General features: G+C 74.6%; 21 protein-coding genes. 12 read left to right on the top strand and 9 right to left on the bottom strand.

Annotation, left to right across the window (positions count from 1 at the left end; genetic code table 11):
- Positions 1-45: 45 nt before the first annotated feature.
- A complete protein-coding gene (locus ACRRSS_RS09495) occupies positions 46-1,131 on the bottom strand; it encodes an amidohydrolase family protein (RefSeq protein WP_435970772.1) in 1,086 nt (361 codons plus the stop codon).
- 50 nt (positions 1,132-1,181) lie between these two features.
- Positions 1,182-1,346, bottom strand: coding sequence for a hypothetical protein (locus tag ACRRSS_RS09490; protein WP_435970771.1), 165 nt, complete (start codon positions 1,344-1,346; stop codon positions 1,182-1,184).
- Positions 1,347-1,483: 137 nt separating this feature from the next.
- Between ACRRSS_RS09490 and ACRRSS_RS09485 the strand changes: the two genes are divergently transcribed.
- A complete protein-coding gene (locus ACRRSS_RS09485) occupies positions 1,484-2,587 on the top strand; it encodes a pyridoxal-phosphate-dependent aminotransferase family protein (protein WP_435975292.1) in 1,104 nt (367 codons plus the stop codon).
- Positions 2,588-2,780: 193 nt separating this feature from the next.
- Here the strand turns inward: ACRRSS_RS09485 and ACRRSS_RS09480 are convergent, their stop codons facing one another.
- The gene (locus ACRRSS_RS09480; RefSeq protein WP_435970770.1) at positions 2,781-3,848 is read right to left on the bottom strand and encodes an alkene reductase; all 1,068 of its coding nucleotides are present in this window, start codon (positions 3,846-3,848) and stop codon (positions 2,781-2,783) included.
- Positions 3,849-3,964: 116 nt separating this feature from the next.
- Between ACRRSS_RS09480 and ACRRSS_RS09475 the strand changes: the two genes are divergently transcribed.
- Positions 3,965-4,474 carry a MarR family winged helix-turn-helix transcriptional regulator gene (locus tag ACRRSS_RS09475; protein ID WP_435970769.1) on the top strand — a complete coding sequence of 170 codons (510 nt, stop codon included), beginning with the start codon at positions 3,965-3,967 and terminating at the stop codon, positions 4,472-4,474.
- Between the two features lie 148 nt (positions 4,475-4,622).
- On the opposite strand, the gene ACRRSS_RS09470 is transcribed toward ACRRSS_RS09475, so the two are convergent.
- The 4 genes from ACRRSS_RS09470 to ACRRSS_RS09455 form a co-directional block, all read right to left on the bottom strand.
- A complete protein-coding gene (locus ACRRSS_RS09470; RefSeq protein WP_435970768.1) occupies positions 4,623-5,681 on the bottom strand; it encodes an aminotransferase class V-fold PLP-dependent enzyme in 1,059 nt (352 codons plus the stop codon).
- A 147-nt stretch (positions 5,682-5,828) separates the two neighbouring features.
- Positions 5,829-6,536, bottom strand: coding sequence for a DsbA family oxidoreductase (locus tag ACRRSS_RS09465; RefSeq protein WP_435970767.1), 708 nt, complete (start codon positions 6,534-6,536; stop codon positions 5,829-5,831).
- Between the two features lie 51 nt (positions 6,537-6,587).
- Positions 6,588-6,767 carry a hypothetical protein gene (locus ACRRSS_RS09460; RefSeq protein WP_435970766.1) on the bottom strand — a complete coding sequence of 60 codons (180 nt, stop codon included), beginning with the start codon at positions 6,765-6,767 and terminating at the stop codon, positions 6,588-6,590.
- Positions 6,768-6,853: 86 nt separating this feature from the next.
- A complete protein-coding gene (locus ACRRSS_RS09455) occupies positions 6,854-7,819 on the bottom strand; it encodes a GlxA family transcriptional regulator (RefSeq protein ID WP_435970765.1) in 966 nt (321 codons plus the stop codon).
- Positions 7,820-8,095: 276 nt separating this feature from the next.
- Between ACRRSS_RS09455 and ACRRSS_RS09450 the strand changes: the two genes are divergently transcribed.
- Both ACRRSS_RS09450 and ACRRSS_RS09445 read left to right on the top strand, forming a co-directional pair.
- Positions 8,096-9,475 carry an MFS transporter gene (locus tag ACRRSS_RS09450; RefSeq protein ID WP_435970764.1) on the top strand — a complete coding sequence of 460 codons (1,380 nt, stop codon included), beginning with the start codon at positions 8,096-8,098 and terminating at the stop codon, positions 9,473-9,475.
- Positions 9,476-9,513: 38 nt separating this feature from the next.
- Positions 9,514-9,657 (top strand): hypothetical protein, encoded by a 144-nt coding sequence (locus ACRRSS_RS09445; RefSeq protein WP_435970763.1) that lies wholly within the window; start codon positions 9,514-9,516, stop codon positions 9,655-9,657.
- Between the two features lie 66 nt (positions 9,658-9,723).
- Here ACRRSS_RS09445 and ACRRSS_RS09440 read toward each other — a convergent pair whose 3' ends face one another.
- A complete protein-coding gene (locus ACRRSS_RS09440; RefSeq protein ID WP_435970762.1) occupies positions 9,724-11,223 on the bottom strand; it encodes an aldehyde dehydrogenase (NADP(+)) in 1,500 nt (499 codons plus the stop codon).
- Positions 11,224-11,372: 149 nt separating this feature from the next.
- Here ACRRSS_RS09440 and ACRRSS_RS09435 point away from each other — a divergent pair, with 149 nt between their 5' ends.
- Positions 11,373-12,143 carry an IclR family transcriptional regulator gene (locus tag ACRRSS_RS09435; protein WP_435970761.1) on the top strand — a complete coding sequence of 257 codons (771 nt, stop codon included), beginning with the start codon at positions 11,373-11,375 and terminating at the stop codon, positions 12,141-12,143.
- Positions 12,144-12,167: 24 nt separating this feature from the next.
- On the opposite strand, the gene ACRRSS_RS09430 is transcribed toward ACRRSS_RS09435, so the two are convergent.
- Positions 12,168-12,665, bottom strand: coding sequence for a cupin domain-containing protein (locus ACRRSS_RS09430; RefSeq protein WP_435970760.1), 498 nt, complete (start codon positions 12,663-12,665; stop codon positions 12,168-12,170).
- Between the two features lie 221 nt (positions 12,666-12,886).
- Here ACRRSS_RS09430 and ACRRSS_RS09425 point away from each other — a divergent pair, with 221 nt between their 5' ends.
- The 7 genes from ACRRSS_RS09425 (at position 12,887) to ACRRSS_RS09395 (ending at position 22,997) form a co-directional block, all read left to right on the top strand.
- Positions 12,887-13,882, top strand: coding sequence for a hypothetical protein (locus ACRRSS_RS09425; protein WP_435970759.1), 996 nt, complete (start codon positions 12,887-12,889; stop codon positions 13,880-13,882).
- Entirely contained in the window at positions 13,879-15,126 is a 1,248-nt protein-coding gene (locus ACRRSS_RS09420; RefSeq protein ID WP_435970758.1) for a sensor histidine kinase, read from the top strand. The genes ACRRSS_RS09425 and ACRRSS_RS09420 overlap by 4 nt, the downstream gene beginning before the upstream one ends.
- Positions 15,123-15,800, top strand: coding sequence for a response regulator (locus tag ACRRSS_RS09415; protein WP_435970757.1), 678 nt, complete (start codon positions 15,123-15,125; stop codon positions 15,798-15,800). The genes ACRRSS_RS09420 and ACRRSS_RS09415 overlap by 4 nt, the downstream gene beginning before the upstream one ends.
- A 94-nt stretch (positions 15,801-15,894) precedes the next feature.
- Positions 15,895-17,343: a peptidoglycan D,D-transpeptidase FtsI family protein gene (locus ACRRSS_RS09410; RefSeq protein ID WP_435970756.1), complete on the top strand. Its 1,449-nt coding sequence runs from the start codon at positions 15,895-15,897 to the stop codon at positions 17,341-17,343.
- Between the two features lie 181 nt (positions 17,344-17,524).
- Complete coding sequence (locus ACRRSS_RS09405) at positions 17,525-17,986, top strand: hypothetical protein (RefSeq protein ID WP_435970755.1); 462 nt, start codon at positions 17,525-17,527, stop codon at positions 17,984-17,986.
- 182 nt (positions 17,987-18,168) lie between these two features.
- Positions 18,169-20,235, top strand: a complete 2,067-nt coding sequence (locus tag ACRRSS_RS09400; RefSeq protein WP_435970754.1) for a SpoIIE family protein phosphatase — start codon at positions 18,169-18,171, stop codon at positions 20,233-20,235.
- A complete protein-coding gene (locus ACRRSS_RS09395; protein WP_435970753.1) occupies positions 20,232-22,997 on the top strand; it encodes a SpoIIE family protein phosphatase in 2,766 nt (921 codons plus the stop codon). The genes ACRRSS_RS09400 and ACRRSS_RS09395 overlap by 4 nt, the downstream gene beginning before the upstream one ends.
- Positions 22,998-23,028 lie beyond the last annotated feature (31 nt).

The raw sequence follows: 23,028 nt of genomic DNA, 5'->3' as shown, positions 1-23,028 counted from the left end.
CCGTGTCCGTCGCCCCCGTCCGGGCCGCCGCTCCCCGGGGCCCGTTCAGCCGGCCACCCGGCCGTTGACGACGACCCGGCGCGGCGCCGCGAGGACGCGGACGTCCGCGCGCGGGTCCTCGCCGTAGACGACGAGGTCGGCCGGGGCGCCCTCCTCCAGGGAGGGGCGGCCCAGCCAGGCCCTGGCGTACCAGGTGGTGGCCGCGAGCGCGTCGATCGGCGGGATGCCCGCCTTCGTCAGCTCCTCGACCTCCTCGGCGACGAGCCCGTGGGCCAGGGAGCCGCCCGCGTCGGTGCCGACGAAGACCGGCACGCCCGCGTCGTAGGCGGAGCGCACGGTGTCGTACCGGCGCCCGTGCAGCCGGCGCATATGGGCCGACCAGCGCGGGAACTTCTCCTGGCCGCCGTCGGCGAGGTGCGGGAAGGTCGCGATGTTGACGAGGGTCGGGACGATCGCGACGCCCCGCTCGGCGAAGAGCGGGATGGTGTCCTCGGTGAGCCCCGTGGCGTGCTCGACGCAGTCGATCCCGGCCTCGACGAGGTCGCGGAGCGAGTCCTCCGCGAAGCAGTGGGCGGTGACGCGGGCGCCGAGCCGGTGCGCCTCGGCGATGGCGGCCTCGACCTCGGCGCGCGGCCAGCAGGCGGTGAGGTCGCCCGCCTCGCGGTCGATCCAGTCGCCGACGAGCTTGACCCAGCCGTCGCCGCGCCGGGCCTCGCGGCCGACGTACGCCACGAGGTCGGCGGGCTCGATCTCGTGGGCGTAGTTCCGGATGTAGCGGCGGGTGCGGGCGATGTGCCGACCGGCCCGGATGATCTTCGGCAGGTCCTCGCGGTCGTCGATCCAGCGCGTGTCGGAGGGGGAGCCCGCGTCCCGGATGAGCAGGGTGCCCGCGTCCCGGTCGGTGAGGGCCTGCTTCTCGCTGGTGGCCTCGTCGACGGGGCCGTGCCGGTCGAGGCCGACGTGGCAGTGGGCGTCGACGAGGCCGGGGAGGACCCAGCCCTCGACGGTGACCGCCTCGGCGGCCGGCCGCTCGAAGGTGATCCGCCCGTCGACGCACCACAGTTCGTCCCGTACGTCCTCGGGGCCGACGAGCACCCGTCCCTTCACGTGCAGCACCGTGTGATCGCTCATGGCTGCACTGTACGAGGGCGGGTGCCGGCCCGGGACCCCCGATCAGGGGGTCACTCGTCGATGGCGGTCCCGTAGCGGGCGTCCAGGTACGGGCCGCCGAACGTGCCCGCGTCGAAGGTCCACGGGCCGGTGGCGGTCAGTCCGCCCGTACCGGTCGAGAAGACCTGGGGTGCGCCGGACGGGGCCCGTGCCCGGTCCGGCGCTCTGTGGGACACGCGATGTCCGAAGAGGGTTGCACCGGGACGAAGATCCCTTTTATCCGGGTGGTCCAAGGGCCCGTGGAGGCCGCTCGGTACGCTGATCCGGAGTTCCGCCCGCACGAATCCGAGTCGAAGAAGGCACCGCCGTGACCGTGACACATCCGCTCCTGGACCTGGCCCCGCTGACCGCCGCGCATTTCGCGTCGATCGAGCGGCGGGTGGCCGCGCTGCTCTCCACGGAGCAGGACGTGGTGATCACCCAGGGCGAGGCGCTGCTCCCCCTGGAGGGGTGCATCCGCAGCGGGGCGCGGGCGGGTTCGACCGCGCTGAACGTGGTCACGGGGCCGTACGGGCAGACCTTCGGCAACTGGCTGCGGGACTGCGGGGCGACCGTCGTCGACCTGGCGGTGCCCTTCCACACGGCCGTGACGGCCGCCCAGGTGGAGCAGGCGCTCGCCGCGCACCCGGAGATCGACTTCGTCTCCCTGGTGCACGCGGAGGCGGCGACCGGGAACACCAACCCGGTGGCCGAGATCGGCGAGGTCGTGCGGGCGCACGGCGCGCTGTTCTACCTCGACGCGGTGGCGTCGATCGGCGCCGAGCCGGTGCTGCCGGACGCGTGGGGCGTGGACATGTGCATCATCGGCGCGCAGAAGGCGATGGGCGGGCCCGCGGGCGTGTCGGCGGTCTCCGTCAGCGCGCGGGCCTGGGAGCGCTTCGCCGCCAACCCGGCCGCGCCGCGCCGCTCGTACCTCTCCCTCCTCGACTGGAAGGAGCGCTGGATCGACGGCGGCCGCAGGACGCTGCTGCACGCTCCGGCGCAGCTGGAGATGCTGGCCCTGGAGGCCTGTGTGGAGCGGATCGAGGCGGAGGGCCTGGACGCGCTGATGGCGCGGCACGCCTCGGCGGCGGCCGCGACCCGCGCGGGGACGCTGGCGCTGGGCGGCGGTCTGGAACCGTACGTGCACGAGGCGAAGGACGCGGCCCCGGTCGCCACGACGCTGCGCGTGCCGGACGGCGTGGACGCCTCGGAGCTGGTGGCGAAGGCGCTGGCCGCCGACCCGTCGCTGCCGCTGATCGCGGGCGGCGGGGCGCTGGCCAAGGAGATGATCCGGGTCAACCACTACGGCGTGGACGCGACCCCGGGAGCGGTGCAGTCCTCGCTGGCCGCGCTGGGCGCGGCGCTCGGCGAGACGGGCCGCGCGGTGGACCTGGAGGGCGCGCGCCGGGCGGTCACGGAGGCGTGGGCGGTCTGACCGGTCGTACGGGGCGGGTCGTAGGGGGCCGGCTGGCCGTACGGGGCCGCTTGACCGGTCGTACGGGGCCGGCTGGCCGGTCGTACGCGTGAGGGGCGGGGGTCCGGTGCCGGGTCCCCGCCCTTCGACATGTCCCGGGGGTTTCCGGGAGATCCGTGCGGACCCGGAGATCCGTGCGGACCCGGAGATCCGGCTACAGCGCCGGGTAGTCGGTGTAGCCGCGGTGGTCGCCGCCGAAGAAGGTCGTGGCGTCCGGGGTGTTGTACGGGCCGCCGGCCTTCAGACGGGCGGGCAGGTCGGGGTTGGCGAGGAACAGCGCCCCGTACGCGACCAGGTCGGCGGTGCCGTCCTCGATGAGGTTCAGGGCGTCGGCGCCGGTCGGTCCTTCGGTGGACGGGTTGAGGATGAAGGTGCCGGAGAACGCCTTGCGCAGGGCGAGGGTCAGTTCGCGGATCTCCGGGGCGGCCTCGGTGACGTGCAGGTACGCGATGCCGACCGGTTCGATCGCGGCGACGAGGGCGGGGTAGAGCTCCTCTGTGTCGGTCTCGGCGATGTCGTTGTAGGTGTTGGCCGGGGAGACGCGCAGGCCGGTGCGGTCGGGGCCGATCTCGGCGGCGACGGCCTTGACGACCTCGACGGCGAACCGGATGCGGTTCTCGACGGGGCCGCCCCACTCGTCGGTGCGGTGGTTCGAGCCGGAGGCGAGGAACTGCTGGACCAGGTAGCCGTTGGCGCCGTGGATCTCGACGCCGTCGAAGCCGGCCTCGACGGCGTTGCGGGCGGCCGCGGCGAAGCCTGCGACCGTCTCGTGGATCTCGTCGGCGGTGAGCTCGCGCGGGGCGACGAAGTCGATGAGGCCCGTGCCGGCGAAGAGCTGGCCGGCCGGGGTGACGGCGGAGGGGCCGACGGGGTGGAGGCCGTCGCCGAGGACGACGGGGTGGCTGATCCGGCCGGCGTGCATCAGCTGCGCGAAGATCGTTCCGCCGCGTTCGTGGACGGCGTCGGTGACCTCGCGCCAGGCGGCGACCTGCTCGGCGGAGTGCAGGCCGGGGGTGTTGGGGTAGCCCTGACCGACGGCGGTGGGCTGGGCGCCCTCGGTGATGATGAGGCCGGCCGAGGCGCGCTGGGCGTAGTACTCGGCGACGAGGGGGGTGGGGATCCGGCGCTCGCCCTCGGCCCGGCTGCGGGTCATGGGCGCCATCGCGATGCGGTTGGCGAGCCGGGTGCCGGCGAGGTCGACGGGGTCGAAGGCGGTGGTCATGGCTGTCCCCTTCACAGATTTATATGGTCGGCCAAGTATCTGGCCCGGATGCCACTGTAACCCATTGGTTGGCCAGCCAAGGTAATCTGGTGGGGAGCCGTCCCGAGGAGCCAGCCATGTCAGGAACCGACCCCGTCTGTACCGAGCCGGTGCCGTCCGCCGCGCACGGCGGACCCGTCAGCATCGCCCTGGCCCGGGTGGCCCGGATGCACCGGATCGCCGCCGGACGGCGGCTGCGGGAGCTCGGCCTCTACCCCGGCCAGGAGATGATGATGATGAGGCTCTGGGACTGCGGACCGGTCCGCCAGTCGGAGCTGATCCAGTCCCTGGGCCTCGACGCCTCCACGGTGACCAAGATGCTCCAGCGCCTGGAGCAGTGCGGCCACGTCCGCCGCGGGCCCGACCCGGCCGACCGGCGCGCGGTCCTCGTCGAGGCGACGGACGAGGGACGGTCGCTGCGCGCCGGCGTCGAGGGCGTCTGGTCGGACCTGGAGCGGCTCTCCCTGAACGGGCTCGGCCCGGACGACCGGACGGAGCTGGCCCGGCTCCTCGGCCTCGTGGCGGAGAACCTGGCCGAGGAGGCGGGCGAGGCGGGCGAGTGCCCGTCGGCACCGGGCGGCTGCTGATCCCGCGGGACCGGCGGCCGTACGCGGTCCCGGTGGCTGTTGGTGGCCGTACGCGGTCCCGGCGGCCGTACCCGGTCCCGGCGACCACCGGGACGATCCGCCGTGGCCGCCGGACCGCCCCGCCCTGTCGGCCGCCGCCGGGGGCGGGTCAGTCCGCCAGGACGTCCAGGATCCGGTCCACGTCCGCCGCCGTGTTGTACAGGTGGAAGGAGGCGCGGAGGTTGCCCGCACGGGCCGAGAGCAGGATGCCCGCCTCGCGCAGCGCGTCCGCGCGCTCCCCGAGGCCGGGGACCGCGACGACCGTCGAGGTGTCCGCCACGGGCGCGTGGCCCAGGGCGACGAGACCCTCGCGGAAGCGGGCCGCGAGCCCCTTGTCGTGGGCCTCGATCCGCTCGATGCCGACCTCCTCCAGGAGCGCCAGCGAACGGGCCGCCCCGTGGTACGAGAGGAAGGCCGCGGGCTCGTCGAAACGGCGCGCGGTACGGGCCAGTTCGCGGACCGGGCCGTAGCTGTTCACCCACAGCTCCTCGCCGGTGACCCAGTTGGCGTGGATCGCGAGGAGCGAGTCCTGCGCCTCCTCGGTGACGGTGAGGAAGGACGCCCCGCGCGGGCAGAGCAGGTACTTGTAGCCACCGGCGACCGTGTAGTCCCACTCCCCCGCGCGCAGCGGCAGCCAGCCCGCCGACTGCGTGGCGTCAAGGAGCGTCCGGGCGCCGTGGGCAGCCGCCGCGGCCCGGATCGCCGGGAAGTCGGCCGTCCGGCCGTCCGCCGACTGCACGGCGGAGAAGGCCACGAGGGCCGTCTCGGGGCGGACGGACTCGGCGAGCCGCTCCAGGGGCACGAACCGCGTCTTGAGATCCCCCCGGATCGTGAAGGGGGTGATGACGGAGGAGAAGTCGCCCTCGGGGAAGAGGATCTCGGAACCCGCGGGCATCGACTGGGCGATCATCCCGCAGTGCACCGCTACCGAGCTGCCGACGGCCACGCGCTCGGGCGACACTCCGGCGATCCGGCCGAAGGCGGCACGGGCCTCGTCGACGATCTCGAAGTCCCCGGCGCCGCCCGGGCGGCCGTCGGCGGTCTCCTCGGCGAGGAGCCTGACGGCCTCGACGGTCCGCCGGGGCAGCAGCCCGCAGGCGGAGGTGTTGAGATAGGTCTTCTTGGGCGCGAACTCTGCGCCGCCGAGCGGCTTTTCCAGGGAATCCATGGCCCCACCCTGGATTCCCCACGATCACCCGTCAATCGGGTTCGATCGTGGGGAACCCCCAAGCCGCGCTTATCACCGCAGGTGAAAGATGGTGCGGGTGGCCGGGTGCACCTCCGGGCGGACCCCGGACACCCGCCCGCGGGGCGGTCAGACTCCCGGGACCTCGCAGCTGCCGTCCGCGTCGCAGGCCGCCGCGTCCCCGCCGATCGGCTGGAGCGCCCGGCCCTGCCAGGCCTGCTCCAGGGCCTGGGTGAAGACCTCGGCGGGCTGGCCGCCGGAGATGCCGTAGCGGCGGTCGAGGACGAAGAACGGCACGCCGTTCGCGCCGAGTTCGGCGGCCTCGCGCTCGTCCTCGCGCACGGCGTCGGCGTAGGCGGAGCCGTCGGCCAGGACGGCCCGCACCTCGGCCTCGTCGAGACCGGCCTCGACACCGAGCGTCACCAGGGTCCCTGCGTCGAAGACCGAGCGCTCCTCGGCGAAGTTCGCGCGGTAGGCCAGGTCCAGGAGCTCGTTCTGGCGCCCGCGGTCCTTGGCGAGGTGCAGCAGCCGGTGGATGTCGAAGGTGTTGCCGTGGTCGCGGCCCTCGGTGCGGTAGTCGAGGCCCTCGGCGTGCGCGTTGGACGCGACGTGCGCCTCCATGGCGCGGGCCTCGTCGAGGGTGCGGCCGTACTTCTCGGCGAGCATCTCCAGGACGGGTCCCGTGTCGCTCTTGGCGCGGTTCGGGTCGAGCTCGAAGGAGCGGTGCACGACCTCGACGTCGTCACGGTGGGCGAAGGCCGCGAGCCCCTGCTCGAAACGGGCCTTGCCGATGTAGCACCAGGGGCAGGCGATGTCGCTCCAGATCTCGACGCGCATGTGAGGTCTCTCCGAGGGTTGCCGGTGGGGGGTTCCGTGAGAGGAACGACCTCACCGGCGGATTTCATTCCGTTTCGGGCCCCAGTGTGAGCCGGAGCACGCGGTGATCGCCGTCGGGGTGAGGCGCGTGAGGCCGTAGCGCTCCCCGTGCCCGGCGACGCCCGCGATCTCCCCCTCCCGTACGGCGCGGAGCACGGCCCCGCGGTCGGTGGCGCTCGCGAGTCTGATCATGCCCCTTCACGACGGGGGAGGACGGGACGGGCGCGGTCGGGCGCGGTCGGGCGCGGTCGGGCGCGATCGGGCGCGGTCGGGCGCGGTCAGGCCCGGCGACCGGACGCCGGTCGCCGGCCTCCGGCGGGCAGACGGCTGAAGGAGGAGCGGTACGCGCTCGGGGTGAGGCCCGTGCGGCGCAGCAGGTGCTGCCGCAGCGAGTCCGCCGTGCCGAGGCCGCTGGCGCGGGCCACCCCGTCCATGGCGAGCGACGTGGTCTCCAGGAGCTCCTTCGCCCGTTCCACCCGCTGGTGCAGCAGCCACTGGAGCGGGCTGACCCCGGTCTCGGCGTGGAAGCGGCGGGAGAGGGTGCGGACGGAGACCCCGGAGTGCCGGGCGAGGTCGGTGAGGCCGAGCGGTTCGTCGAGGTGCTCCATCGCCCAGGCGCGCGTGTCGGCGAAGGAGACTCCCCGCTCGGGCGGCAGCGGGGTCCGGGTGAACTGGGCCTGCCCGCCGGGCCGTACGGGTGCGACGAGGGCGAGCCGGGCGACGGTGTTGGCGACGGCGGCGCCGTAGTCGGTCCGGATGACGTGCAGACAGAGGTCGATGCCCGCCGCGTACCCGGAGGAGGTGAGCACCGGACCGTCCTGGACGAACAGGACGTCGTCCTGGAGGTCGACGGCGGGATGGCGGGCGGCGAGCAGGGACCGGTACTCCCAGTAGGTCGTCGCCGCCCGGCCGTCGAGCAGTCCCGCCTCGGCGAGCGCGAAGGCGCCGGTGCAGATGGAGGCGATCCGCCGGCCCTCGGCGGCGGCGGCGCGGAGCGCGTCGAGGATGCGCGGATCGGGGTCGGTGTACGAGCCGCTGCCCGCGAGGACCACGGTGTCGGCCCCGGCGACTGCGTCGAGGCCGTGCGGGACGACCAGGTCGAGACCGCCGGTGGTGGGGACGGGCCCGGGGTCGGGGGCGCAGATGACCGTCTCGTAGCCGGGTGCGCCGTCGATCTCGACCTTGCCGAACAGCATCTCGGGGATGGCCAGGTTGAACATCGAGACGGGCGGGGCGGCGATCACGGCGACGCGCCGGACGCGGCCGGCACCGGGGCCGGCGACCGGGGCGGACGGTACGCGCGGCGATCGTGACGCACGCGAGCCCCGGACCCGGGTGCCGGCACCGTCCCCCGTCCCGGCGCCGGCTCCCCTCCCGGTGCCGGTCTCGGTCCCGGACCCGGACCCGGCCCCCGTCCCGCGTCCCGTCTCGCGCACATCCGTCATGGCTGGCCAGAACCTCCGGGCATATGGCATTCGGGCCACTACTGTACGACCCCGCCGATCTTGAAGCTGGGGGGCATGTCCTCTACCAGCCGCACCCCGCCCGCCGTCGCCGCCCCCTCCCCCGGGCCCACCGCGAAGGGACCCGGCTCCCCGGGCCCCGCCCTGGCCGCCGCGATGCTCGGGTTCGCCCTCATCACCCTCGACACCTCCGTCGTCAACGTCGCCCTGCCCGCCATCGGCACCGACCTGCGGGCCGGGATGTCCGGGCTCCAGTGGGTGGTCGACGCGTACACGCTGTCCTTCGCCGCGCTGCTGCTGTCCAGCGGGGCGCTCGCCGACCGGGTCGGGGCGAGCCGTGCGTACGGGGCCGGGGTCGTCGTCTTCGCGCTCGCCTCGGCCGCCTGCGGGCTGACCCCCGGCCTCCCGGCGCTCCTGGCGGCCCGTTCGGTGCAGGGCGCGGCGGCGGCCGTGATGCTGCCGGCGTCCCTGGCGCTGGTCCGGGAGGCGTACGGCGATCCGGGGCGGCGGGCGCGCGCGGTGTCGCTGTGGGCGGCGGGCGGGACGATCGCGGTGGCGCTCGGGCCGGTCGTGGGCGGGGCGTTGACGACGGCGTGGAGCTGGCGGGGCATCTTCTTCGTCAACCTGCCGCTGGGGCTGGTCGCGCTCGCCCTGCTGACCCGGGTGCCCCGCTCGGAGCGCCGGCCCGCTCCGCTCGACCTGCCGGGGCAGCTGACGGCGGTCACGGGGCTCGGGGCGCTGACCTTCGCGGCCATCGAGGGCGGCACGGAGGCCTGGTGGGCGCTGGGGGTGGCGGTCGTGTGCTTCGCCGCGTTCCTGGTGATCGAGGCGGGGCGCCGCGACCCGGTGGTGCCGCTGGGGCTGTTCCGGAACACGACGGTGGCGGTCGCGGTGGCGGCGGGTTCGGCGAACAGCGTCGCCTTCTACGGGATGCTCTTCGTCTTCAGTCTCTTCTTCCAGCAGGTGCTCGGCCTGTCGGCGCTGGCCGCCGGGCTGATGTTCCTGCCGATGACGGGGCTGCTCGCCGGGGTGAACATCCTGTCGGCGTGGGTGGCGGCGCGGTACGGGGCACGGCTGCCGATCGTGGTGGGCCAGGCGGTGGCGGTGGGCGGCCTGTTCGGCCTCCTCACCGTGGACGCGGACTCCTCGCGGGTGGCGCAGGCCCTGCTGCTCGTCCCCCTGGCCCTGGGCGCGGGCTTCTCGCTGCCGCCCCTCGTCGCCTCGATGATGGAGGCGGTTCCGGCGGAGCGCGCGGGCACGGCGGCGGGCCTCCTGAACGCGGTCCGGCAGACGGCGGGCGCGCTCGCCGTCGCCGTGTTCGGCTCGATGGCGGCCCGGGACATGACGACGGCGCTTCGGGCGAGCCTGCTGATCAGTGCGGGCCTGCTGACCCTGACGACCCTGGCGTCCCTCCGGCTGCCGGGCCGGCGGGCCTGAGCCGTCGAACCGAGGAGGGGCGGCTCGACGCGGCCGGGTTGATCGGTCCGGGGCTGCGCGACGGCTCCCCCGCGCCGGTGATCGCCGAGACCTCCGACGGTCCGGAGCGGATCGCCGACGCCCATCGGCCGATGGAGTCCGACGCGCTCGTGGGGCGGATCGTGGTGCGCGTCGGACGGTGAGGCGGTACGGGGTACGGCGGCGGCCGGGCCCACCGGCGCGGCGGACCCGGCCGCCGCGCCCGCGGCTCAGCGGCGGGGCAGCTTCAGCGGGTTGCCGTCGCGGAGTTCCGGCGGGAGCAGGTGGCCGGGGGTCGACTGGTAGGTGACCGGGCGCAGCCAGCGCTCGATCGCGGTCGCGCCGACCGAGGTGGAGGTGGAGGTGGTGGCCGGGTAGGGACCACCGTGGTGCTGGGCGGCGGCGACGGCGACGCCGGTGGGCCAGCCGTTGACGAGGACGCGGCCCGCCAGCGGGGTGAGTGCGGCGAGGAGCGGGGCCGCGTCCTCGTCGTCGTCGCGCTCGGCGATGTGCAGGGTGGCGGTGAGGTTGCCGGGCAGCCGGGTGAGGAGTTCGGTGACCTCCGTCCGTGAGGTGTAGCGGGCGACGACGGTGACGGGGCCGAAGCACTCCTCCAGGAGGAGGTGGTGGTCTCCCCCGGCGATCCGGGCGGCGTCGACGGCGAGGACGCCCGCGGTGACCGTGTGCGCGTCGGCCGCGCCGGGCGGGACGGGGGTGTCGACCCCGGCGAGCGCGGCGCGCTCGGTGACTCCGGCGACGAAGGCGTCGCGCATCCGCCGGTCGAGCAGCACCGCCGGTCCGGCCGTGGAGACCCCGGCGGCGAGGGCGTCGAGGAAGCGGTCGCCCGCCTCGCCCGAGGGGGCGAGGACGAGGCCGGGCTTGGTGCAGAACTGGCCGGCGCCCAGGGTCATGGAGCCGGCCAGGCCCGTGCCGAGGTCGGCGGCCCGTTCCTCGACGGCGGCGGTGGTGAGCACGACCGGGTTGAGGGAGCCGAGTTCGCCGTGGAAGGGGATGGGGACGGGACGGGCGGCGGCCGCGTCGAAGAGCGCCCGTCCGCCGCGTACCGAGCCGGTGAAGCCCGCGGCGGCGACGAGCGGGTGGCGGACGAGTTCCACGCCGGCGTCGAAGCCGTGGACGAGGACGAGGACGTCCTCGGGGAGGCCCGACTTCGCTGCGGCGCGGCGCAGCAGGGCGGCGCAGAGTGCGGAGGTGGCCGGGTGGTCGGGGTGGGCCTTGACCACCACGGGGCAGCCGGCCGCGAGGGCGCTCGCGGTGTCGCCGCCGGGGACGGAGAAGGCGAGGGGGAAGTTGCTGGCGGCGTAGACGGCGACGACGCCGAGCGGGATCTTCCAGCGGCGCAGGTCGGGCCGGGGCGGGGTGGCTCCGGCGTCGGGCAGGTCGATCCGGATGTCGAGGAAGGAGCCTTCGTCGACGACGTCGGCGAAGGCCCGCAACTGGGCCGTGGTGCGGGCGAGTTCGCCGGTGAGCCGGACGGACCCGAGGGCGGTCTCGGCGTCGGCGGTCTCGACGACCTGCTCGCGCGCGCCGTCGAGGAGGTCGGCGGCGGTACGGAGGAAGGCGGCCCGTACGGTCCGGTCGGCCAGGCTCTCGCGGACCTCGTGGGCGGCGCGTACGGCCCGGTCGACGTCCTCCGCCGTGGCCTCCACCGCGACCTGTTCGCGCGGCTTCCCCGTCCCGGGGTCCACACTCCACACTGGTTCTGCCGCCACCACTACCCCTGTTCGCTATTCTGAACGCAGTTCTTGTAGATGAACGATTCTGTACGGGACTCTAGGGACGGCCCCGCCGTCTCCACAAGGGCCCCGTCCGGCCAGGTTGGCCACCGGACGACCGGGACGACGGAAAAGGGGCGAGGGTCATGACGACTGCCGACGCGGGCGGAGCGCAGGTGAAGTCCGCGGTGCGGACCGTGGAGCTGCTCGAATACTTCGCCGGGCGCCCCGGGATGCACTCGCTCGCCGCCGTCCAGGAGGCCGTCGGCTACCCGAAGTCCAGCCTGTACATGCTGCTGCGCACCCTGGTCGAGCTGGGCTGGGTGGAGACGGACGCGACCGGGACCCGGTACGGCATCGGGGTTCGGGCGCTGCTCGTCGGCACCTCGTACATCGACGGCGACGAGGTGGTGGCCGCCTCCCGGCCCACCCTGGACCGGCTCTCCGACGACACCACCGAGACCATCCACCTGGCGCGGCTCGACGGCACCAACGTGGTCTACCTGGCGACCCGTCAGTCCCAGCACTACCTGAGGCCGTTCACCCGGGTGGGGCGGCGGCTGCCCGCCCACTCGACCTCGCTCGGCAAGGCGCTGCTCGCCACCCACACCGACGAGCAGGTGCGCAAGCTGCTGCCGGAGACCCTCCCGGCCCTGACCGAGCACACGATCACCGACCGCGAGCAGCTCATCGAGGAGCTGCGCGCCATCCGTGAGCAGGGCTTCTCGGTGGACCGCGAGGAGAACACGCTCGGGCTGCGCTGCTTCGGCATCGCGATCCCGTACCGGACGCCGGCGCGTGACGCGATCAGCTGCTCGGTGCCGGTGGCGCGGCTCACCCCGGCCCACGAGCAGATGATCAAGGACGCGCTCTTCGACGCGCGGGACCGGCTGACGCTGGCGACCCGGCGCCTCTGAGCCCGCCCCGGCCGGTGGAGGGCGTCAGCCGCGCTCGGCGAGCGCCTTCCGCCAGACCGGGCTGTCCACGTAGTGGTTGTCGTACCGCTCCGAGGACGCCTTGATCTCCTCGAAGCTCGCCTCGCCCCGCATGACCCGGCCCAGGAGGCGCAGGTAGTCGAAGCGGGCCATGCCCGGCGTGAAGACGAACAGCACGTCGGCCTCGGCGCCGGGGGCGGCGGCGAAGGCGTGCGGGGTGTGCGGCGGGACGAGGAGGAAGTCGCCCTGCTCCAGGACGCTCAGCTCCTCGCCGACGAGGACCTGGAGCGAGCCGCCGAGGACGAAGAACATCTCGGAGGCCCTGGTGTGGAAGTGCGCCGGGGCGCCGACCGCTCCCTTCGCGAAGGAGGAGCGGTAGCTGGTCAGCTGCCCGCCGGTGGTGTCGGAGTCGGCGAGGAGCGTCATGACGCTGCTGGGGTCGGCGGTGGTCTCGGCGTCGGCGGAGCGGGTCAGGAGCGGGGCGAAGGGCGCGTTCTCGTTCATGATCACTACTCTAGAAGGCCATTGACCTTCTTTCAGGGTTCAATCAATCATCGAAAACATGGGTCAATTATCGCTGGGCGACCTCGCCCGGACGGTGCCCGCCTCCGCCGCGAGGCCGCCCGGGGCGGATCCCGGGCAGGAGTGCGCCTCCCCCGCGCGGCGGAGGCGGATCATCGCTCCGCGGGAGGTGGCGCCCACGGCCCGCGCGGGAGCGTGGAGCCATGACACCGACCGCTCACCTCCCCGCGCCCCCGCCCGGTGCGGCCCTCCGGCCGAGCACCGCCCGCCGGACGCTGCGCGTCCTCGCGATCGTCGCCTGCCTCCCGTACGTCTCGCTCAAGGTCGCCTGGGTGGCGGGCAGCCGGATCGGGATCCCGGCCGGGAGCGTCCTTCTGGAGAACCCCCGGACGATGGCGGTCGCCAACTCGCTCACCGTGCTCGCCGACGTCCTCGTCGTCGTCCTCGCCCTGCTCCTCACCCAGGGCTGGGGGCGGCGGGTGCCCGCCCCGCTTCTCGTCCTCCCCATGTGGGGGGCGACCGGGCTGCTCACCCCGATCATGACCGGCTACCCCACCCAGCTCCTGGTCGCCGTCGTCACCGGCGACGACAAGGCCGCGGCGCCGAGCGAACCCTTCCTGGATCCCTGGGTGTTCGTCGTCGTGTACGGCGGCTTCATCCTCCAGGGCCTCACGCTCGGCACCCTGTTCGCGCTGTACGCCCGGGACCGCTGGGGGCAGGTCTGGCGCGGGCGGCTCGGCGAGCGGCCGGCCCTCGGTACCGCGCCGTGGGTGCGGACCACCGCCCTGGCCGGCGCGGTGCTCGCGCTCGGGTCCGCCGCCCTCCACCTCATGTGGGCGTCCGGGGCCACGGCCGGCCTGTCGGCACGCCAGAGCGCCGAACGCGACGCCGACTTCTACGTCCTGGAAGCCCAGTGGGTCGCCTTCGTCGCCGTCGCCGTGGCCTCCGTCCTGCTCCTCGTCCTCGACCGGCCCGCCCGCCTCCGGGTCCGCCCCGTGCTCGCCCTCGCCTGGATCGCGCCGGCCTCGGTCGGCTGCTGGGGCGCCTACATGTCGCTCGTCGCGCTCCTGCCGACCTCGGATCCCGCCAAGCGGGTCACGCCCCTGATGCAGCTGTCCTACGCTGGCGACATGATCATCGGACTGCTGCTCGGCGCCTGCGTGGCCGCCTTCCTGCGCCGCCGGAGCGCCGGGGCGTGAAGCGGTGCGCGGTCGCCCTCCTCGGGCAGCGGGCCCGGCGGCGCTGGCTCCATCTGATCGTGGGCGGCGCGCTGTTCATGCCGTTCTGGATGGTCGGCTCCCTCGTCATGGCGCTGCTGTTCGACGACGGCGGGATGTTCACCGGCGGCATCGGCGTGCAGTTCGGGGCGTACGCGGTGGGGTTGCCGCTCGTCGCCGTCGCCGCGCTGTTCCCGGTGGCCCGGCCGATGGCGGTGGCGGCGACGCGGGCGCTGTGCGGGGTGCCGGCGGACCGGTTCGCGGACGGCCCCGCCGAGGGCCGGGCGGCGAGGGTACGGACGGCCGGCTGGTTCACCCTGCACCTGGGTGTCGGAGCGCTGCTCAGCGGGGCGACCCTGGCCCTGCCGCCGATGGCCGTGTCGCTCCTCGCGCTGCCGTTCTCGCCGTCGCTCCGGGAGTCGGAGCTCGGCACGTTCTGGGGCCTCGACCGGCCCGGGTGGGGCTGGGCGGCGCTCCCGGCGGGGCTGCTGATGCTGCTCGCCCTCGCCGCCGTGGCCGCCGCGACCGGGGCCCTGCTCGCCCGGCAGGCGCCCCGGCTGCTCGGGCCGAGCCGGGCGGACCGGCTCGCGGCGGCCGAGCGGCGCGCGGCGGAGGCGGAGTCCCGCAACCGGCTCGCACGGGAACTGCACGACTCGGTCGGTCACGCGCTGAGCGCCGTCACCCTCCAGGCGGGGGCGGCCCGCCGTGTCCTGGACGGCGGCGACCGGACGGACCTGGAGTTCGTCCGGGAGGCGCTGACCGCGATCGAGGAGACCACCCGGCGCACGGTCGGCGAGCTGGACTGGGTCCTCGGCCTGTTGCGGCGCGACGGGGGCGCGGAGGAGGGCCCGGGGCCCGGGCCGGGGCTCGACGCCCTGGAGGCCCTGGTGCGGGGCGCCGGACCGAAGGTGGCGCTGACCGTCTCCGGGGACCTCGCCCCCGTACCGGAGGCGCTGTCGCGCGAGGCGTACCGGATCGTTCAGGAAGGGCTGACGAACGCGGCCCGGCACGCGGGCGGGGAGCCCGTCACCGTACGGCTCGACGCCCGTACCGAGAAGGTGGAGATCACCATGGAGAACCCCCTGCCCGAGCGGCCCCCGGTCGCCCGCCCGCACGGCGGGCGCGGCCTGCGCGGCATCGCCGAACGGGCCCGGCTGCTCGGAGGAACCGCCCAGGCCGGGCCTGCCGACGGCGTCTGGCGCCTCGCGGTCCGGATCCCCCGATGAGCGCCCCGGCGGCCGGGACTCCGGCGATCAGAGTGGTCGTCGCCGACGACGAGCGGATGGTGCGGACGGCCCTGCGGGTCATCCTGGACGCGGAGCCCGACCTGACGGTGGTCGGCGAGGCGTCCACGGGCGCCGAGGCGGTCTCGGTGGTGCGGGCCGAGCGCCCTGACGTCGTCCTCATGGACGTGCGGATGCCGGAGATCGACGGGATCCGGGCCACCGAGCAGATCCTCGCCGGGATGGCGGAGCCGCCCCGGATCGTGGTGGTGACCACCTTCGAGAACGACGCGTACGTGTACGACGCGCTGCGCGTCGGCGCGGCCGGCTTCCTGCTGAAGCGGGCGGCGGCGGAGGAGCTGGTGAGCGCCGTCCGGCTGGTCGCCCGGAGCGACTCGCTGCTCTACCCGGCGGCGGTCCGGGGCCTGGCCGCCGAGCACGCCCGCCGCCGGGCGCCGGTGGCCCCGCCCTGGGTGGGCCGGCTCACCGAGCGGGAGGCGGAGGTGCTGCGCCTGGTGGCGACGGGGCTGACGAACGCGGAGATCGCGGGCCGGATGGGCGTCGGCGCGGCCACGGTCAAGACGCACGTGGCGGCGGTGCTGGCGAAGTCGGGCGCCCGTGACCGCACGCAGGCGGTGATCCTGGCGTACGAGTCGGGGTTCGTACGGGCGGGGTGAGGCCCCGCCCGTACGGCCCTCGACATGAAGGTTCGCTGAGAAACCCGCCACATCCGGAACGTCCCCCACCGGGTCGTTCGTCCCCACAGGTGCGATGAACAAGACGATCAGGCGCACCTCGGTCTTCGTGCTGCTCCTGGTGCTCGCCCTCCTGGGCCGGGCCACCTGGGTGCAGGCGTACGAGGGGAAGGCGCTCGCGGACGACAGCAAGAACCGGCGGAAGACGATCGCGCAGTACGCGCAGCCGCTCGGGAACATCGTCGTGGCCGGCTCGCCGGTCACCGGCTCGAAGAAGACGGAGGGGACGGACCTCGAATACCGGCGCACCTACACGGACGGCGAGCTGTACGCGGCGGTCACCGGCTACAGCTCACAGGCGTACGGCGCCACCCAGCTGGAGGGCATCTACTCCGGCGTCCTCGACGGGACCGACGAACGGCTGAAGAACCCTCTCGACGCGGTCACCCGCAAGCAGCAGGAGCCCGGCACGGTCGTCACCACGATCGACCCGGACGTCCAGAAGGCCGCCTACCGGGCGCTGGGGAACAAGAAGGGCGCGGCCGTCGCCGTCGACCCGGCGACCGGCCGGATCCTCGCCCTGGCGTCCACCCCGTCCTACGACCCGTCGAAGATCACCGGTACGACGGACGGCGACGCGTGGCAGGCGCTGACCACCGACGAGGACAAGCCGCTGGTCAACCGGGCACTGCGGCAGCCGTTGCCGCCCGGTTCCACCTTCAAGCTGGTCGTCGCGGCGGCGGCACTGGAGAACGGTCTGTACGGCTCGGTGGACACGGCGACGGAGAGCCCCGACCCGTACACCCTGCCGAACACCCGGACCGTGCTGAGGAACGAGAACGCCTCCGCGCCCTGCGAGAACGCCACGATCCGCACCGCGCTCCGGTACTCCTGCAACAACGTCTTCGCCAAGATGGCCGCCGACCTGGGGCAGGACAAGGTGAAGGCTATGGCGGAGAAGTTCGGCTTCAACGACGCCGAGCTCGACGTCCCGGTCCGCGCCTACCCGAGCGTGTACCCCTCCGGCATGGACAAGGCGCAGACGGCGCTGACCGGCATCGGCCAGTTCGACGTGACCGCCACCCCGCTCCAGATGGCGATGGTGTCGGCGGCGATCGCCAACGACGGCCTCCTCGCCGCCCCGCACATGGTGTCGGAGGTCGTCGACTCCGACGGCGACCCGCTCACGGCCTTCGAGGACGGGAAGACCGAGCGGATCGTCTCCTCCTCGACCGCCGAGCAGCTGCGCGGCGCGATGCGGACGGTCGTGGAGGAGGGCACGGGCACCAACGCGGCGATCGACGGCGCCGAGGTCGGCGGCAAGACGGGTACGGCGCAGCACGGGGAGAACAACAGCAAGACGCCGTACGCCTGGTTCACCTCGTACGCGAAGGACCCCTCGACCGGGAAGCAGGTCGCCGTCGCGGTGATGATCGAGGACTCGGGCGCGGCCCGCTCCGAGGTCAGCGGCAACGGCCTGGCGGCCCCGGTGGCGCGGAAGATGATGGCGGCGGCGCTGAGGTGAGGTGACGTGGGGCGGGGCCGGGACGTCACGGCAGCGCTGAAGTGACGCGGGGCGGCGCCCGATTGGCCGTCGGGCCCCGTCACGCGATATGCAGGGTCACGCTCGCGTCCGAGCACGCATTCGAACCGTCGATCCCGCTGTCACCCCGCTCCCCCTCGCTCTCACCTCACGGAGGACCGCCGTGCGCCTGCCCCGTTCCCTGTCCGGCTGGACCATCGCGGTCTTCGGCGTGCTCGCCGCCGCGCTCGGGGTGGTGGGCCTGGTCGTACCGGACGCGCTGCTCACGGTGATGGGCTTCGATCCGGTGCCCGAGGGCGGGCGCGCGGACGGCGACCACACCCTCGTGTTCCTCACGGCCTCCTCGATGGCCGCGCTCAACATGGGCGTTTACTACGTCCTGGCCGCGCTCGCCGACTGGAAGCCCTTCTTCCGCTGGACGGTCCCCTTCCGCCTCCTCACCTGCGCGGTCTTCACCCTCGCGGTCGTCACCGGCCGCGCCCCGGCCGGGTTCCTCGGCGTGGGTCTGTGGGAGGGGCTCGGCGCCCTGGTGACGGGGGCCGCGCTGCGGTACGAGAAGGCGGGCGCCCGGCCTCCGTACGAGGAACGGGGAGCCGACGACGGGCACCCGCGCGCGGCGGGCTGACCGGCGGGGCGCCGCGCGCTCGGAAGCGCCCTCGGAAGCGCCTTCCGACGCCCCCGCCGAAACGCCCTCCGCCCGGCCCGCCGACGGCCGGCCCGCGCGTTCCCGCCCGTCGCTCGCGGTGCGGGGCGGCCGGTGGGCGGCGAGCATGGAAGGAGGCGTGTTCGCGGCGGGAGGAGGGCAGGGTGACGGCCGGTTCCTTCCCGGGGACGACGGGGCGGGTGGGTACGCCCCTGGACGGCGCGGGGCTCCTCGACATGCTGGGGGTCGCCGCCATCGTCGTCGACGCGCACGGCCGGATCGTGCTGTGGAGCCCGCAGGCCGAGGCGCTCTTCGGTTTCCCCGCCGCCGAGGCCCTGGGCCAGTACGTGGCCCGGCTCATCGTCGGCACGGAGCACCGGGAGGAGGCGATACGCCTCTTCGGCGAGGTGCTGCGCGAGGGCACGACATGGGCCGGTGTCTTCCCCGTACGGCACAAGGACGGCAGCATCCGGAACGTCGAGTTCCGGAACATGCGCCTCACCGACGACCTGGGCGGCCTGTACGCGCTCGGGATCGCCGCCGACCACTCCGCCGTCGAACGTGTCGAGACCCAGCTCGCCCTCTCCGACCGGCTCGTCTCCCAGTCCCCGATCGGCCTCGCCGTCCTCGACACCGACCTGCGCTACGTCCTGGTGAACCCGGCCCTGGAACGGATCAACGGCGTCCCCGCCGCGCTGCACATCGGACGGCGCATCGGCGACATGCTGCCCGAGGTCGACGCCGAGGCCCTGGAGGCCGCGCTCCGCGCCGTCCTGGCGACGGGGACGCCGCTGCTCGACCACCCCACCGTCGGGCGGACCCCCGCCGACCCGGACCGCGACCACGCCTGGTCGCTGTCCTTCTACCGGCTGGAAGGGGCCGAGGACCGGGTCCTGGGCGTCGCCGCCTCGGTCATCGACGTGACCGAGCGGCACCGGGCGGACGCGGACGCCGACCGGTCCCGGCGACGGCTCGCCCTCATCGCGGACGCCTCCGCCCGGGTCGGCACCACCCTGGAGGTGGAGCGGACCGCCGACGAGCTGGCCTCCGTGGTGGTACCGGAACTCGCGGACATCGCCGCCGTCGACGTCCTCGACTCCGTCCTGGCGCTGCGCCGGCCGGGCGCGCCGGAGGAGGGGCCCGAGCTGTTCCGGGCGCTCGCCGTGAAGGCCGGCTCCCCGACGGAGGCGCTGCCGGCCGCGGACCCGCCCGGCGCCGTCGCCATGTACGGGGCCGACCGTCTCGTCACCCGGTGTGTGCACACCGGTCTGCCGGTCCTGGTCGAGCACGTCGGGCCCGGCGACCTCGCCCGGATCGCCCGGAGCCCCGAGGCGGCCGAGATGCTCGCCCGGGCCGGGGTCCACTCGTACCTGGCGGTGCCGCTGATCGCGCGCGGCGAGGTGCTCGGCGCGCTCGACCTCAAGCGGGACCACAACGCGCTGCCCTTCGACGGTGACGACGTGCTGCTCGCGACGGAGCTCGCGGCCCGCGCGGCGGTGAGCATCGACAACGCGCGCTGGTACCAGAGCGTCCGCAACTCGGCGGTGACGCTCCAGCGCAGCCTGCTGCCGGGCGCGCCCCCGAAGCGGGCGGGCCTTGAGGTGGCCGCCCGCTACCAGCCGGCGCAGGCGTCGAGCGAGGTCGGCGGCGACTGGTACGACGTGATCCCGCTGACCGAGGACAAGACGGCGCTCGTCGTCGGGGACGTGATGGGCAGCGGCATCGACGCGGCGGCCACGATGGGCAGGCTGCGGACGGCGACCTGCGCCTTCGCGGACCTCGACCTCTCGCCCGCCCAGGTCCTGCGGCACCTGGACCGGATCACGGAGGGCCTGGAGCACTACATCGCGACCTGTCTCTACGCCGTGCACGACCCCGCCCAGGCCCGGTGCCGGATCGCGAACGCGGGCCATCTGCCGCCCGTGCGGGTTCCGGTGGACGGGCCCGCCGAGCTGGTGCACCTCTCGCCCGGGCTGCCGCTCGGCGTGGGCGGCGGCACGTTCCACACGGCCCGGGTGCCCTTCCGGCCCGGGGACCGGCTCGTGCTCTACACGGACGGTCTGATCGAGACCCGTCACGAGTCCATCGACGAGCGGCTCGCGCTGCTCGTGGGGCTCCTCGACAAGGCCCGCGGGCCCCTGGAGGAGACCTGTGACGAGCTGCTGCGGGCGCTGCGCCGGCCGGGGGCGCCGGACGACGTGGCGCTGCTGATCGCCCGGAGCACGGGATGACGGCCCAGGGCGGAGACCGGCGGCGGGGAACGGGTGAGCGCGGCACCGGGCTGCGGAGCGTCGCCGGTCAGGTCTTCGCCCTGGAGGCGCTGATCGCGCTCCTGGTGATCGCGGCGGCCGTGTTCATCACGTTCCACCAGGCCCGCAACGACACGGAGCGGGACGCCGAGGTCCGCTCGCTCGCCGTCGCGGAGGCCTTCGCGCACGCGCCCGGCATCGACGCCGCGCTGACCTCGCCCGATCCGACGGCGGCGCTCCAGGCGCGGGCGGAGGCGACCCGGCTGGCCACGGGGGTCGACTTCATCGCCGTCCTCAGCCCGGACGGTGTGCGGTACACCGACTCGCAGCTGGACCTGATCGGCCGCAAGGCGACCGGGGACCTGACGCGGGCGAGCGTGGACGGCGAGTCCTTCACCGAACTGTTCAGGGGCGCGCCCAACGACGCCGTCCGGGCCGTGGTCCCGGTCGTCGACGACGACGGCAGGATCATCGGCCTGGTCACCAGCGGCATCGAGGTGGAGAGCATCAGCCACGCGGTGCAGGGACGGCTCCCGCTGCTCGTCGGGGCGGCGGGGGGCGCGCTCGTCATCGCCGTGGGCGGCGCCGCCCTGGTGAGCCGGCGGCTGCGACGGCAGACGCACGGCCTCGGCCCGGCCGAGATGACCCGGATGAAGGAGCACCACGAGGCGGTGCTGCACGCGGTCCGTGAGGGCGTCCTGATCGTGGGCCCGGACCGCAGGCTGCTGCTCGCCAACGACGAGGCGCGACGCCTCCTCGGTCTCACGGCGGACGCGGAGCGGCGGCACGTCTCGGAGCTCGGCCTCGATCCCCGTACGGTCGAGCTGCTCGTGTCGGGCCGGTCGGCGACGGACGAGGTGCACCGGGCGGGCGACCGGCTGCTCGCGGTGAGCGTGCGGCCCACGCTCCCCGCCGGGCGCGAGTCCGGCTGTGTGATGACGATGCGGGACACCACCGAGCTGGCCGCGCTGACCGGCCGGGCGGCGGTGGCCCGTGGCCGGCTCCAGCTGCTGTACGAGGCGGGGGTGCGGATCGGGACGACGCTGGAGGTCGTACGGACCGCGGAGGAGCTGGCGGAGGTGGCGGTGCCCCGGTTCGCGGACTTCGCGACGGTGGAGCTGCTCGAACCGGTGCTGCGCGGCGAGGAGCCGCCGACGTCCGCGACGGCGACCACGGAGATGCGGCGGACGGCGCTGAGCGGGCTGCGGCCCGACCAGCCGCTCCAGCCCGTCGGGGACACCGTGCGGTTCGACGTCCCCAGCACCCCGATGGCGACGGCCCTGAGCGCGGGGCACGCGGTGGTGCAGGCGGAGCTGGCCTCGGCGGAGGGCTGGCGGGCGCAGGACCCGGAGGGGGCGGCGCGGGCCCTCGCGTTCGGGATGCACTCGCTCCTGACGGTGCCGCTGCTCGCCCGCGGGGTGGTCCTGGGGATGGCCAACTTCTGGCGCGCGGACACCCCGGAGCCCTTCGGGGAGGAGGACCTGTCGTTCGCGGAGGAGCTGGCGGCGCGTGCGGCGGTCGCGATCGACAACGCCCGCCGGTTCACACGGGAGCACGCGATGGCGGTGACGCTCCAGCGGAGCCTGCTGCCCCGGGTGCTGCCGGACCAGAGCGCGGTGGAGGTGGCGTACCGCTATCTCCCGGCGAAGGCCGGGGTGGGCGGCGACTGGTTCGACGTGATCCCGCTGCCGGGAGCGCGGGTGGCGCTCGTGGTCGGGGACGTGGTGGGGCACGGGCTGCACGCGGCCGCCACCATGGGGCGGCTGCGGACGGCGGTGCACAACTTCTCGACGCTCGACGTGCCCCCCGACGAGCTGCTCGGACACCTCGACGAGCTGACGGCCCGGATCGACGACCGGGAGTCGGACGGGCCGGACGCCGAGGGGCGGCGGCGGGAGGAGGGCATCACCGGCGCCACCTGTCTGTACGCGATCTACGACCCGGCGTCCGGCCTGTGCACGGTGGCGAGCGCGGGGCATCCCGGCCCGGCGCTCGTGGGTCCCGACGGGCGGGTCGAGTTCCCCGAGCTGTCTCCGGGGCTGCCGCTCGGGCTGGGCCTGGGCGACGTGCCGTTCGAGGCGACGGAGCTGCGGCTGCCGGAGGACAGCAAGCTGGTGCTCTTCACGGACGGGCTTCTGGAGGACCGGGGCCGGGACCTCGACACGGGCCTCGGGCTGCTGCGGTCGACGCTCGCGCGCCCGGACCGGAGTCCGGAGCAGACCTGCGCGGACGTGCTCGCGACGCTCCTGTCGCCCTCGCCGCGCGACGACATCGCGCTGCTCGTGGCCCGGACCCGGCTGCTCGACCGGCAGCGGATCGCCGAGTGGGAGGTGGCCCGCGATCCGTCGGCGGTCTCGCCGGTACGGAACGCGGCGGCGGCGAAGCTGGAGGAGTGGGGTCTCGGCGACCTGGCGTTCACGGCGGAGCTGGTGCTCAGCGAGCTGATCACGAACGCGGTGCGGTACGGGGCCGATCCGGTCCGGGTCCGGCTGCTCCACGACCGGACGCTGATCTGCGAGGTCTCCGACGGCAGCAGCACCTCACCGCACCTGCGGCACGCGGCGACGACGGACGAGGGCGGACGCGGGCTGTACCTGGTGGCGCAGTACGCGGACCGCTGGGGGACGCGGTACGCCCGGCGCGGCAAGACGATCTGGGCGGAGCTGAGGGTGGGCACGGACGGGGCGGTGCCGGCGGCGACGGTGGTGCCCGATCTGGACGCGCTGGAGGATCTGGCCTGGTGAGGACGCGGCCCGCCGCCGGCGGCGCCCACGC

It is taken from the genome of Streptomyces sp. Qhu_M48 (assembly GCF_051305195.1).
Classification (GTDB): Bacteria; Actinomycetota; Actinomycetes; order Streptomycetales; family Streptomycetaceae; genus Streptomyces.
The sequence above is the reverse complement of the archived record's forward strand: the minus strand, read 5'-3'. Positions and strand labels throughout refer to the sequence as shown.